Below are 12,839 nucleotides of genomic sequence, written 5' to 3'. Positions count from 1 at the left end.
CACCATGCCCACCCTGCAATCCGTCATCTCCTGCCTTTCCGACTACGACCCCACCGCCCTGTCGGTGGACCAGGCCAACCGCATCATCGGCGAGGTGGTCGAGCCGGTGCGCGGCGTCGAGCAGTTGCCGATCCGCAGCGCATTGGACCGCGTGCTGGCCGAGGACATCGTCTCGGCCATCAACGTGCCGGCGCATGACAACTCGGCAATGGACGGCTATGCCTTCCAGGGTGCCGCGCTGGCTGCCGCGCAGACCGCCACGGTCGAGCTGGAAGTCATCGGCAGCGCCTTCGCCGGCGGCGCCGGGGCGCTGGCGCCCACGGCGGCGCAGGCGGTGCGCATCATGACCGGCGCGGTGATGCCGGCCGGCTGCGACACCGTGGTGCCGCAGGAATTCGTCGAAGCCGTGGACGACGGCGCGCGCATCCGCTTTGCCGCCGACTGCGTGCGCACCGGCGACAACCGGCGCCTGCGCGGCGAAGACCTGGCGCGCGGCCAGGCCGCGCTGCAGGCCGGGCGCATCCTCCAGCCGGCCGACCTGGGCCTGCTGGCCTCGCTGGGCGTGGCCGAGGTGCGCGTGCGCCGGCGCCTGCGCGTCGCGTTCTTCTCCACCGGCGACGAGCTGCGCTCGATCGGCGAGCCGCTCGATCCCGGCTGCGTCTATGACTCCAACCGCTATACGCTGCACGGCATGCTGCGCCGGATGAACGTCGACCTTCTCGATATGGGCGTGGTACGCGACAACCCCGAGGCGCTCGAAGCCGCCTTCCGCACCGCCTGCGAGACCGCCGACGCGGTCATCACCTCCGGCGGCGTCTCGGTCGGCGAGGCCGATTACACCAAGCAGATCATGGCGCGCCTGGGCGATGTCACGTTCTGGAAGATCGCGATGCGCCCGGGCCGGCCGATGGCCTTCGGCCGCATCAATTCCAACGGCCGCGACGCGCTGCTGTTCGGGCTGCCGGGCAACCCGGTGGCGGTGATGGTCACCTTCTACCACTTCGTGCGCGCCGCGCTGCAGCGGCTGATGGGCGCCAGCGTGGCACCGCTGCCGCTGCTGCGCGTGCGCAGCGCGCAAGCCATCCGCAAGAAGCCCGGCCGCACCGAGTACCAGCGCGGCATCCTGGCGCGCGCCGGCGACGGCCAGTGGGAAGTGCGTATCACCGGCCAGCAGGGCTCGGGCGTGCTGCGCTCGATGAGCGAGGCCAACTGCTTTATCGTGCTCGGCCATGAACAGGACTCGGTCAAGGCCGGCGATGCGGTCGAGGTGATGCTGTTCGACGGACTGGTCTAGCCGGACCGGCAGGCGCTGCACGCAAGCGCTTGCCACACGCCGGTAGCAATGTGTCGTTTTTGTGCCGCACATTTGCGGCCATAGCACAGCCGGCACGGGGCTTTCGCCCGCCCCCGCCGCCGGCGGGCTATGCTTGGCATCGGCCAATCGCTACACTTGGCGCACGATTCAGAACCATTCGAGTATCCCCCGTCATGAATCAGGAGATCGCCTACCTCCACCCCGTCAAGACCGCCCGCGCGCTGGTGCTGGTCTACCTGTGCTTCTCGCTGCCGATCGTGTCGCTGGGCCTGTTTGTCACCTTCGTCCGCTACGGTGACCTGCCCGCCATCACGGTCTTCAGCGCAATCATCCTGAATGCGCTGATCGGCTTCGGCCTGCTGTGGCTGGCCTGCAAGGCCTACAACTGGGTGGCCGCCCGCTTCGGCGGCATTGAAGTCCACGTGCGCGAACTGGCGCCCGAAGACGAGCGCTGAGCAGCGCGCCGGCGCCCAGGCCGGCAGCAATCCGCAAGCCCCCGCGGGGGCTTGCCCTGACCCTTCCCTGCCGCGCGTTCAGCCGCCGTTGTCTTCGGCGGCCTCCGGCGCGTCCGCCGCTTCTGCTGCATTGAGGCCAAGCACCTGCTGCGCGGCCTCGCCCGGCAGCGCTTCCACCGTACGCAGCTTGCGCGCCATCTGGCGCGTGCGCACTTCGGCCTGCTCGATGTTGCGCGCGGCGCGTTCCAGCGTATCGCGGGTCTTGGCCAGCACGTCGCCGAACTTGCCGAACTCGGTCTTGACCGCGCCCAGCACCTCCCACACCTCGCTTGAGCGCTTCTCCAGCGCCAGCGTGCGGAAACCCATCTGCAGGCTGTTCAGCAGCGCGGTCAGCGTGGTCGGTCCGGCCACGGTCACACGGTAGTCGCGCTGCATCAGGTCGGTCAGGCCCGGACGCCGCAGCACCTCGGCGTACAACCCCTCGGTCGGCAGGAACAGGATGGCGAAATCCGTGGTCTGGGGCGGCGACAGGTATTTCTCGGCGATGGTCTGGGCCTCGCGCCGCAGCGCCACTTCCAGTTCGCGGCCAAAAGCGAGCACGCCGTTCGGGTCGCCCCGCTCCTGCGCGTCCACCAGGCGCTCGTACTGTTCCTTGGGAAACTTGGCGTCGACCGGCAGCCAGACCGGCGCATTGTCGCCACCCGCGGCCTTGCCCGGCAGCCGGATCGCGAACTCCACCCGCGCGCCCGAGTTGCGCACGGTCTCGACATTCTTGCCGTACTGCTCCGGCGTCAGCATCTGCTCCAACAGCATTTCCAGCTGGACTTCGCCCCAGGTTCCGCGCGACTTCACATTGGTCAGCACCTTCTTCAGGTCGCCCACGCCCTGCGCCAGCACCTGCATCTCGCCCAGGCCGCGGTGCACCTGCTCGAGCCGGTCCGACACCAGCCGGAAGGACTCGCCCAGGCGCTGCTCCAGCGTGGCATGCAACTTCTCGTCGACAGTGCGGCGCATTTCCTCAAGCTTGGCGGCGTTGTTGGCCTCGATGTCCTGCAGCTTCTTCTCCAGCGTGGCGCGCACTTCGGCCAGGCGCCGCTCGTTGGCTTCGGACATCTGCGCCAGCTGCTGTTGCAGCCCGTCGCCGAAGCGGCGCAGCGTGCCGGCCTGCTCGTCGCGCGCCTGCTGGGCCTGCAGCATCAGGTGCTGGCGCACCTGCTCGAGCTGCTGGGTGTTGGTCTCGGTCAGCTTGGCCAGTTGCTGCGCGAAGGTGTCGATCTGGTTGTTCTGCAGCGTGGCGACGCCCGTCAGCTGCGACGACAGCGCCTGCTGGAAGCGCAGCATCTGCTGCGCCGACTCGTCGCGGCTGCCGCGCGCGGCGTCGGCCACGTCGGTGCGCAACTCCCGCTCCAGCCGCTCCATGCCGCGCGCGCTTTCCGCGCGCATGTCGGCCAGTTGCCGGCCAAGCTCGGCCCCCGGCGAGGCAGCCTGCTGGCGCAGCAGGACGATGACCAGCAGGACGACCGCGAGCAGCGCCACGGCCAGCGTCAGGAACGGAATCAGGGTCATGCAGCAGGAAACAGGTGGATGGCAGGCTTAGCGGCGCCGCGACATGACGTCGGGGTTGATCACGGTGGGCGGATGGCCGGCCTGCGGGCCCTGGTCGAGCGCGGCGATCAGGTTGTCGGCGGCCAGCATCGCCATCGCACGGCGGGTCTTCTCGGAGGCGCTGGCGATATGCGGCGTGAGCACGACGTTGGGCACCGTCAGCAGATCCGGATTGACGCTGGGCTCGCCCTCGAACACATCCAGGCCGGCGCCGAAGATGCGCTTGTCGCGCAGCGCCTGCGCCAGCGCGGCATCGTCGACGATGCCGCCGCGCGCCAGGTTCACCAGCGTCGCGGTCGGCTTCATCAGTGCCAGCTCGGCGGCGCCGATGGCGTGGTGGCTCTGCGGGCCATAGGGCAGCACCAGCAGCAGGTGGTCGGACTGGCGCAGCAGGTCTTCCTTGCTGACATAGCGCGCGTTGAGCGCGCGCTCGGTGTCCGCCGGCAGCTGGCTGCGGTTGTGGTACAGCACGCTCATGCCAAAGCCGCTCGCGCGGCGCGCCAGCGCCTGGCCGATGCGGCCCATGCCGAGGATGCCGAGCGTGCTTCCGTACAGGTCCATGCCGACCAGCATGTCGTAGCTCCAGCGCTGCCACTTGCCGGCGCGCAGGTAGTGCTCGGCCTCGGTCACGCGGCGCGCGGTGGCCATCAGCAGGGCCCAGCCGAAGTCGGCGGTGGTCTCGGTCAGCACGTCCGGCGTATTGGTGGCGACGATGCCGGCGGCCGTCAGCGCCGGCACGTCCAGGTTGTTGTAGCCGACCGCCATATTGCACACCGCGCGCAGCGCCGGCAGAGCGGCGACCACGTCGCCGTCGATGCGGTCGGCGGCGTTGGCCAGCACGCCGGCCTTGCCCGCCAGGCGCGCCTTCAGCGCGGCGGCGTCGAGCACCGCGTCCTGCTGGTTGTCGTCGACATCGAAATACTGCGCCAGGTGCGCGATGACTTCGGGATAGATGGCGCGGGTGACCAGGACAGACGGCTTCATGGCATCACACTCGGAAGAAAAGGAAGGTCATGATGACGAACAGCGGCATCAGGAAGATGCCCGAATACAGCATGTAGCCGAAGAAGCTCGGCATGCGCACGCCGCGGTTCTCGGCAATGGCCTTGACCATCAGGTTGGGGGCATTGCCGATATAGGTATTGGCGCCCATGAACACGGCCCCGGCCGAGATCGCGGCCAGGGTCGAGGCATCGCGCGTCATCAGCGTGGCCGCGTCGCCGCCGGCGGTGTTGAAGAACACCAGGTAGGTCGGCGCGTTGTCCAGGAACGACGACAGCAGGCCGGTGGCCCAGAAGTACATGCTGTCGACCGGCTGGCCGTTGCTGTCGCTGACCGCGCGGATCACGCCGGAAAAGGCGCCGTCGGTGCCGGCCTTGAGCATGGCGATGACCGGGATGATGGTCAGGAAGATGCCGGCAAAGAGCTTGCCGACCTCCAGGATCGGCTCCCAGTTGAATTCATTGCCGGTGCGCGCCGTCTGCGGCGTCACCAGCAGCGACACCACCGCCACCACCACCAGCAGCGCATCGCGTACCGCGGCCTGCAGCGGCACCTCGGTGCCCAGGACATCGAACGAAATGCCCGGCTGCCACAGCCCGCTCATCAGCACCAGGCCGATCACGGCCAGCAGCAGCACGAAGTTGAACTTGCCCTCGATGGCGATGCCGCCCGAGTCCGGCGTGGGGTCGCTGCGCGGCGGCAGTTCCTCTTCCTTGTTCCGGTAGTAGTGACGGTCGAGCAGGTAGAACAGCCCCAGCAGCACCACGCAGATAAAGACCGTCTCCGGAAAGATGTTGCGCATGGTCCAGAAGAAGTCCACGCCTTTCAGGAAGCCCAGGAACAGCGGCGGATCGCCCAGCGGCGTCAGCGAGCCGCCGGCATTGGCCACCAGGAAGATAAAGAACACCACCACGTGCGCCACGTGGCGGCGGTTGTCATTGGCGCGCAGCAGCGGCCGGATCAGCAGCATGGCCGCGCCGGTGGTGCCCATGAAGCTGGCCAGCAGCGTGCCCAGCGCCAGGATGCCGGTATTGAGCCCGGGCGTGCCGTGCAGGTTGCCGCGCACGCAGATGCCGCCGGCCACGATATACAGCGAGGCGATCAGAACGATGAACGGGATGTACTCGGCCAGCAGCGCGTGCACCGCGCTGGCCGCGGCCGCATGCGTGCCGAACGCTGCCGCGAACGGCAGCAGGAACAGCAGCCCCCAGCCCGCGGCGATCTTGCCGTAGTGGTGGTGCCAGAACTTGGGTGCAACCAGCGGCCACACCGCGATCGACAGCAGGATGCCGGCGAACGGCAGCCCCCACAGCGAGGACAGCGACGCCCCGTCAAGGTCCGCGGCACGGCCGACGGCGGGAAAGGCGGCCAGCACGGCCAGCAGCGGCAACAGCACGGAGGCACGTCGCATCAGGCAGGATCTCCTCGGGAATGCAGCATTCATTGGCGCACCGCCGGCACGAAGCCGCGGCACGCAGGCAAGCCTGCAAGTGTAATTCAAGCACCTCTTGCCCCGGAGCTTCCGGCATGGGTGGTGCATCGCATTCCGTGCGGCAAAAGCCGCGGGTTCAGGCCTCGTCGACCAGGATCACATGCACGCGGTACGGGCCATGGGCGCCGAGCACGATGGTCTGCTCGATATCGCCCGTGCGCGAAGGCCCGCTGATGATATTGGTGGCGCGCGGCAGTTCGCCGCGCTCGCTGCGTACCAGCGCAAAGGCGTCTTCCAGGCCGGCGACGATGCGCGAGCGCGGCACCACCGCCAAGTGGGTCTCGGGCAGCAGCGCGGCCGAGGCAAAGGTGGCCGGGCCCGACAGCAGCATCAGCGAGCCGGTCTCGGCAATCGCGCAGAAGCAGCCGGTGATGCCGACCAGGTCGCCATGATCGTGGTCGGCCTCGACCTCGCGCACCGGCGGTCGGCATTCCACCGCCAGCCCCGCGGCCTGCCACGGCAGCGGGCCCAGCGCATCCCAGGCCACGGCACGGTGGACCAGGTTCAGGCTGTCGAGAAAGCGCGCGGTGGCGGCGGGCACCTCGTCCATCCTCGCCACGCGGTCGACGGTCGAGGCCATGCGCTGGGCCTGCGTCAGGAAGGCCTCGGCCAGGTCGGCGGCCACCGCCGGGCGCGGGCCCTGCGGGTGGCGCGCCAGGTAGTCGGCCACGGCCTCGCGCTCGCCCGCGCTCGGCCGGGTCGGCCTGCCCTGGGCAGCACGGATGCGGGCAAAGATGCGGTCGCGGGCGTCGTTGGTTTCCATAAGGCCTGGCTGGAGAAGCGCAAAGCGCGGCGAACGCGCGATGCGCCGATTATAGTGGCGCCCGCCGCATGCAGAGCATGCGATGGCCGGCGCAAGGTGTTGAATTTTGCTACGCCGCGGGCTGAACCGAGTACACCTGGCGCAGGTAGGACAGGTAGCCGGGATCGTCGCACATGGTCTTTTCCGGCGTGTCCGACAGCTTGGCCACCGGCTGCCCGTTGCAGCGCACCATCTTGATCACGATCTGCAGCGGGGTATAGCCAAGGTCGTTGGTCAGGTTGGTGCCGACGCCAAAGGCCAGCCGGCAGCGGCCATGGAAGCGCTCGTACAGCTCGATCACGCGCGGGATGTCGAGGCTGTCGCTGAAGATCAGCGTCTTGGTGCGCGGGTCGACGCGGTTGGCGGCATAGTGGGCGACCATGCGCTCGCCCCACAGCATCGGGTCGCCGGAATCATGGCGCACGCCGTCGAAGAGCTTGCAGAAATACAGGTCGAAGTCGCGCAGGAAGGCATCGAAGCCGTAGGTATCCGACAGCGCGATGCCCAGGTCGCCGCGGTACTCGCGCGCCCAGCGCTCCAGCGCGTACACCTGCGAATCGCGCAGCCGCGGGCCCAGTGCCTGGCAGGCCTGCAGGTATTCATGCGCCATCGTGCCCAGCGGCACCATATTGTGCAGGCGGGCAAAGTGGACGTTGCTGGTGCCGGCCAGCTGCGGCCCGAGCAGGCGCCGCATGGTCAGCAGCACCTCTTCCTGCCATTCGCGCGAAAAGCGCCGGCGCGTGCCGTAGTCAGCGATCACGCAATCGGCCAGCTCGGGCGTCTTCAGCAAGGCCAGCTTGTGGTCCAGCCGGCGGCGGCCTTCGGCCTGGTCGGGCCTGGGCTGGGTGCGGCGGAAATAGACCTCGTTGACGATCGCCAGGACCGGCACTTCGAACAGGATGGTATGCAGCCACGGGCCGATGATCGAGATCTCGATCTCGCCGTTGCCCTGCGGGGACGGCCGCACCGAGACATATTTCTCGTTCAGGTGGAACAGGCCGAGGAAGTCGACGAAATCGCTCTTGATAAAGCGCAGGCCGCGCAGGTAGGCGAGCTCGTCGTCGGTGAAGCGCAACTGGCACAGGTGTGCCACCTCGGCGCGGATCTCATCGATATAGGGCGTCAGATCGACGCCCGCGTTGCGGCACTTGAAGCGGTATTCCACTTGCGCCTGCGGGAACTGATGCAGCACCACCTGCATCATCGTGAATTTGTACAGGTCGGTGTCGAGCAGGGACGGGATGATCATAGCGGGCCAGACGGCGATGCCGGGTCAGTACGTCATGCTAACCGAAGTCTGGCCGCACCCGGCCACTCTTGCCGCTCAACCACCATCGAGGAAGGGCTGTGGCTGCCGCGGCGCCTCCCTGCCCCTGGCCCTGCCCTGCAGGCACCACAACTGGCGGCCGTCGGTACCGGGGCACGACACCAGCGTGGCGGCGGCGCGCGGCACCCGCTGCGGCAGCGGCTCGGCAAAGGCGCCGTCGCCGGCCATGATGCGCTCGGTGTAGACCAGGGTCCCGGCGCGCTCGAAGCGCAGCACCTGCACCCGGTCGTCCGGCTGCGGCTGCAGTTGCGGCCCGCACGGCATCAGGCCGGCCCGGCCGCAATGGGCAATGGCATCGCCCGCGGGCGAATCGGTCACGCTGAAGTGGTCCCAGTCGAACGCGGTCAGCGCCGGCAGCGCGACCGGCGCATCGGTACGCGCGCGCCACGCCACCAGGCGCGACACCACGCTGTCGGCCATTCCCGGCGACTGGGCCAGGGTCTGGGCGGCAACCGACCCGATCGGCGCCAGAAATGCCGTCAGCAGCACAGCAATGGGGGCGAAGATCCGGCGCATCGCGGCATGGTGCCGCAGGCTGGCAAGGCAAGGCTGGCGTGGCATACGGGTCTCCCGGCACGGATGCAAGTGACTGCTGGCGGCCTCATCATGCCCGCTGGCGGGCCGACGTGCCAGCTGGCCGCCATGCGTTAAATCAAAAGTACATAAAGAAATAAGAAAACTATCTGATCCGGCTATATAGACCCGCTATTCTTGCCAGAAGCCTCGGCTACAATATCGCTTTCCGAAAGGCCTCGGCCGGCGCTCGCCCAGCCCATGCTGCCATGCGGCACCATGCGGTGGATGCGGCGTCCGCCGGCAAGAAGCGGCCCCACAGTTTCCCATTAAAAGCCGACCTGTTTTCCTGGAACCGAAATGACTCACGTTGTCACCGAATCCTGCATCCGTTGCCGCTACACAGACTGCGTTGACGTGTGTCCGGTCGATTGTTTCCGCGAAGGCCCCAACTTCCTGGCTATCGACCCGGATGAGTGCATCGACTGCGCCGTGTGCGTGGCCGAATGCCCGGTGAACGCCATTTACGCCGAGGAAGACGTGCCGGGCGACCAGCAGCAGTTCATCGACCTGAACGCCGAGCTGGCCCGCAACTGGCCCTCCATCACCAAGACCAAGGCCCCGCTGGCCGAGGCCGAGGAGTGGAAGGACGCCACTGACAAGCTGCAGTACCTGCAGCGCTGACAGAACAAGAAAGCCATCCCCACGCGCTTTCCGCAACACCGGGCACAAGCGGCCCACGCAAACGTATCAGGACGAATATGGACTTGAGCATTCCAAATCCCGTCGCCGACACGACCAAGCAGGTCGACGGCGGCAGCCCTGCAGGCGGCCAGCCGCAGGAGATCGATGCGCTGATCGTCGGTGCCGGCCCGGTGGGCCTGTTCCAGGTCTTTGAACTGGGCCTGCTCGAAATCAAGGCACATGTCATCGATTCCCTGAAGGTGGTCGGCGGCCAGTGCGTGGAGCTCTATCCGGACAAGCCCATCTACGACATCCCGGCGGTGCCCATCTGCACCGGCCAGGAACTGACCGACAACCTGCTCAAGCAGATCGAGCCGTTCGAGCCCACCTTCCACCTGGGCCAGGAAGTCGCCGTCGTGGAGCGCCGCGAAGACGGCCGCTTCTTCGTCGAGACCTCGCTCGGAACCCGCTTCATCACCAAGACCATCTTTATCGCCGCGGGCGTGGGTTCGTTCCAGCCACGCACGCTGAAGGTCGAGGGCATCGACAAGTTCGACGGCAAGCAGCTGTTCTACCGCGTCAAGGACCCGAGCCGCTTCCATGGCCGCAACCTGGTGATCATCGGCGGCGGTGACTCGGCGCTGGACTGGACGCTGGACCTGGTCGGCAAGGCCGAGTCGGTGGTGATGATCCACCGCCGCGACGGCTTCCGCGCCGCGCCGGCCTCGGTCGCCAAGATGAAGGAACTATGCGAACAGATGGAAATGCAGTTCCTGGTCGGCCAGGTCGGCGGCTATGAAGAGAAGGACGGCGTGCTCACCGAGATCAAGGTGACGGGCGCCGACGGCGTGACCCGCCGCCTGCCGGTGGATGACCTGCTGGTGTTCTTCGGCCTGTCGCCCAAGCTCGGCCCGATCGCCGAATGGGGCCTGGACCTGGAGCGCAAGCAGATCAAGGTGGACACCGAGAAGTTCGAGACCAATATCCCGGGCATCTTCGCTGTGGGCGACATCAACACCTACCCCGGCAAGAAGAAGCTGATCCTGTCGGGCTTCCACGAGGCCGCGCTGGCCGCGTTCGGTGCCGCGCCGTATATCTTCCCCGAGAAGAAAATCCACATGCAGTACACCACCACCTCGCCGAAGCTGCACAAGATCCTCGGCGTGGATTCGCCGGTGTTCGACTGAGCCGAGCGAGTGCCGCAGAAAAAAACCGCCGCGAGGCGGTTTTTTTCTGGCACAAACCCAAAACCGTAGCTATAATGCGGCCTCGCTGTTCGACACGGCGGCACGAAGCCGGCAGAGATGCCCTTCGCACCGTACGGCAGGCAGCAAGCCGGAAGCTTCCAGAGACCTTCTGACAAGAACAAAATGTCGAAAAGGTGTTGACGAAGAAAAGAGAAACTGGCTATAATCTCTTTCTCAGCTGTTCCCCGATAGCTCAGTCGGTAGAGCGACGGACTGTTAATCCGCAGGTCCCTGGTTCGAGCCCAGGTCGGGGAGCCAACCGATACGGAAGCCCGGTGCAAACGCACCGGGCTTTTTCGTTTTGGGCTTCGGTTCGCGCAACGCGCTTCGATCTTGTCCTCCCTCGACAGCCGTCACGACAGCCTGCGGGCCGCCGCAACGCCTGCCCTCTCCCATTTATCCCTGCAGCGAACCGCCAGCGGCCTTCAGCGCCACGACAATGGCGTCGGCATTGGCCTCGATCCGATGCAGCGGCCCCGCCACGGACATGCCATAGGTCACGCCCCCAATGGCCACCGGGATGGCGATCGCGCCGAGGTCAGGAAACGACTCGCCAAAGTTCGGATACCAGCCTTGCGCCTGCCATTGCTGCATGGCGGCTTCGAAAACGCGCAGCGAGTCCACCGTGCGCCCCGTGCGCGAGGCAAACGACACGCCAGCCAGCAGTTCGGCGCGGCTGTCCGCCGGCATCGTGCCAAGGATGGCGCGGCCGATCGAGTTCACGTGCGCATCGCGCAGCTCGCCCGGCGCGGCGATATAGCGCACCGGATTGCCGGACTCCCGCACCTCCAGGTACAGCACGCGGCCGTCATCCTGGAGCTTGCCGAAGATCACGGTTTCGCCGGTGGTGTCGCGCAGCGATTCCAGCACCGGCTGCACGCGTTCGAGCAGCGGGTCGTTGCGGGCGATGCGCTGGGCAATGTCGAGCAGACGGCGCGTCGGGTAGTAGCCCTGGCGGCGGCCGGTCTCGTACAGGTAGCCGAGCGAGGCCAGCGTGCGGATCAGCCCCAGGCAGCTCGACATCGGCGCGCCCAGCAGCCTGGCCAGCTCGGTCAGCGTCAGCGAGCGCCCTTCGCGCGCATAGATCTCCATGATCTCGATCACGCGCAGCGCGGTCTTGACGCTGGCGTGACCCGATTTTTCTGCCGGTTCGTGTTCTGCCATCGTTGGCTTCCTCGACTTCAATATCTGTTGGCCGGGATTGTACGCGGCGGAGTCGGCCGGCAAGGGTGTCAGCCGCCCTCCGCGCCGCCTGGCCCGGGCAACGCCTGCGGCCAGCTGCGGATATTGCCGGGCGTGCGCGAGAAGCGTGTCGGGATGCCCACGCCACGCAGCCGGCCTTCGCTGGGATGGTCGTATTCGAACATCATGCCGGTGGCGCGCAGGTGCGGGTCGGCGGCCAGGCTGTCGAAATGCGGCACTTCGCTGTGCGGGATATCGGCATCACGCAGCAGGTCCAGCCATTCGGCCGTGGTGCGCTGCGCGACGATCTCGGCCAGCGTGGCGTAGAGCGCGTCGATATTGGCGCTGCGCGCGGCCGGTGTGGCATAGCGCCGATCCTGCGCCAGCTCCGCATGGCCTGACACATCGAAAAAACGCAGCCATTGGGCGCTGGTATAGGGCAGCAGCGCAATATGTCCGTCGCGCGTGCGATAGGGCTTGCGGTGCGCCGACATCACGCGCGGATAGCCGGCCTGCCCGAGCGATGGGACAAAGGTCTGTCCGGCCAGCTGCTCCGCGGCCAGGAAAGACACCAGCGTCTCGAACATCGGCACCTCGATGGCCTGGCCCTGGCCGGAACGCTCGCGCTCGTACAGCGCCATCGGGATCGCGTAGGCCACGGTCAGCCCGGCCACCTTGTCGGCCAGGATGGTGTTGACGTACTGCGGGCCTTCGTTCGAGTTCGCACCCTGGAACTGCGCCATGCCGCTGCGCGCCTGGATGATGTCGTCGAAGGCCGGCGCGCCTGCGTAGGGCCCCTCCTCCGAATAGCCATAAGCGCCGCAGTAGATCAGCCGCGGATGGTCCGCGCGCAGCGACGCATAGTCCAGCCCAAGCTTGCGCAGCGACTGCGGCCGCACGTTGGAGACAAAGACATCGGCCGTGGCGATCAGGGCTTTCAGCGCGGCGAGGTCATCGGGCTGCTTCACGTCCAGCACCACGAACTGCTTGTTGCGGTTCAGGTTCAGGAAGCTGGCGCCCATGGCCGCGTGCCGCGCCGGCTCGGCGTGGCGGAACACATCGCCGGCGGGCGGCTCGACCTTGATGACTTCGGCGCCCATGTCGCCGAGGATCTGGGTGGCATACGGGCCCATCGCGACCGAGGTCATGTCGATCACGCGGATGCCGGCCAGCGGCCCGGTGGCCGCGCTTGCCTGCGCTTGCTCGTTTGGCATC

At 67.3% G+C, this 12,839-nt stretch carries 12 protein-coding genes and 1 tRNA gene; 5 read left to right on the top strand and 8 right to left on the bottom strand.

The features are described from left to right. The first annotated feature begins 4 nt into the window (after positions 1 to 4). Together moeA and AC3WLE_RS22965 are read left to right on the top strand one after the other, a co-directional pair. A complete protein-coding gene (gene moeA, locus AC3WLE_RS22970) occupies positions 5 to 1,294 on the top strand; it encodes a molybdopterin molybdotransferase MoeA (RefSeq protein ID WP_492356205.1) in 1,290 nt (429 codons plus the stop codon). 194 nt (positions 1,295 to 1,488) lie between these two features. Next, the gene (locus AC3WLE_RS22965) at positions 1,489 to 1,770 is read left to right on the top strand and encodes a hypothetical protein (protein ID WP_010814663.1); all 282 of its coding nucleotides are present in this window, start codon (positions 1,489 to 1,491) and stop codon (positions 1,768 to 1,770) included. A gap of 78 nt (positions 1,771 to 1,848) precedes the next feature. Here AC3WLE_RS22965 and AC3WLE_RS22960 read toward each other — a convergent pair whose 3' ends face one another. The 6 genes from AC3WLE_RS22960 to AC3WLE_RS22935 form a co-directional block, all read right to left on the bottom strand. Then, positions 1,849 to 3,336 carry a DNA recombination protein RmuC gene (locus AC3WLE_RS22960; protein WP_492356204.1) on the bottom strand — a complete coding sequence of 496 codons (1,488 nt, stop codon included), beginning with the start codon at positions 3,334 to 3,336 and terminating at the stop codon, positions 1,849 to 1,851. 27 nt (positions 3,337 to 3,363) lie between these two features. Beyond that, entirely contained in the window at positions 3,364 to 4,359 is a 996-nt protein-coding gene (locus AC3WLE_RS22955) for a 2-hydroxyacid dehydrogenase (RefSeq protein ID WP_492319848.1), read from the bottom strand. A gap of 4 nt (positions 4,360 to 4,363) precedes the next feature. Further along, entirely contained in the window at positions 4,364 to 5,788 is a 1,425-nt protein-coding gene (locus tag AC3WLE_RS22950) for a sodium:proton antiporter (protein WP_492319847.1), read from the bottom strand. Positions 5,789 to 5,945: 157 nt separating this feature from the next. Next, positions 5,946 to 6,632: a LutC/YkgG family protein gene (locus AC3WLE_RS22945; RefSeq protein WP_492319846.1), complete on the bottom strand. Its 687-nt coding sequence runs from the start codon at positions 6,630 to 6,632 to the stop codon at positions 5,946 to 5,948. A gap of 109 nt (positions 6,633 to 6,741) precedes the next feature. Continuing rightward, positions 6,742 to 7,920, bottom strand: coding sequence for a nicotinate phosphoribosyltransferase (pncB, locus tag AC3WLE_RS22940; RefSeq protein ID WP_492319845.1), 1,179 nt, complete (start codon positions 7,918 to 7,920; stop codon positions 6,742 to 6,744). 75 nt (positions 7,921 to 7,995) lie between these two features. Then, the gene (locus tag AC3WLE_RS22935; protein WP_492319844.1) at positions 7,996 to 8,559 is read right to left on the bottom strand and encodes a hypothetical protein; all 564 of its coding nucleotides are present in this window, start codon (positions 8,557 to 8,559) and stop codon (positions 7,996 to 7,998) included. A gap of 312 nt (positions 8,560 to 8,871) precedes the next feature. Here AC3WLE_RS22935 and fdxA point away from each other — a divergent pair, with 312 nt between their 5' ends. The 3 genes from fdxA to AC3WLE_RS22920 all read left to right on the top strand — a co-directional run bounded on the left by fdxA (position 8,872) and on the right by AC3WLE_RS22920 (position 10,700). Next, positions 8,872 to 9,195: a ferredoxin FdxA gene (gene fdxA / locus AC3WLE_RS22930; RefSeq protein WP_010814656.1), complete on the top strand. Its 324-nt coding sequence runs from the start codon at positions 8,872 to 8,874 to the stop codon at positions 9,193 to 9,195. Positions 9,196 to 9,272: 77 nt separating this feature from the next. Further along, entirely contained in the window at positions 9,273 to 10,382 is a 1,110-nt protein-coding gene (locus AC3WLE_RS22925; protein WP_010814655.1) for an NAD(P)/FAD-dependent oxidoreductase, read from the top strand. A 242-nt stretch (positions 10,383 to 10,624) separates the two neighbouring features. Continuing rightward, positions 10,625 to 10,700: transfer RNA gene (locus AC3WLE_RS22920), tRNA-Asn, on the top strand. A gap of 138 nt (positions 10,701 to 10,838) precedes the next feature. Here AC3WLE_RS22920 and AC3WLE_RS22915 read toward each other — a convergent pair. Beyond that, complete coding sequence (locus AC3WLE_RS22915; protein WP_492319842.1) at positions 10,839 to 11,606, bottom strand: IclR family transcriptional regulator; 768 nt, start codon at positions 11,604 to 11,606, stop codon at positions 10,839 to 10,841. Between the two features lie 68 nt (positions 11,607 to 11,674). Then, on the bottom strand, positions 11,675 to 12,838 hold the full coding sequence (locus tag AC3WLE_RS22910; RefSeq protein ID WP_492356203.1) for a CaiB/BaiF CoA transferase family protein: 1,164 nt from the start codon (positions 12,836 to 12,838) through the stop codon (positions 11,675 to 11,677). Between the last annotated feature and the right edge of the window lies 1 nt (position 12,839).

Source organism: Cupriavidus sp. FW306-1B-F12B (assembly GCF_058781795.1).
The sequence above is the reverse complement of the archived record's forward strand: the minus strand, read 5'-3'. Positions and strand labels throughout refer to the sequence as shown.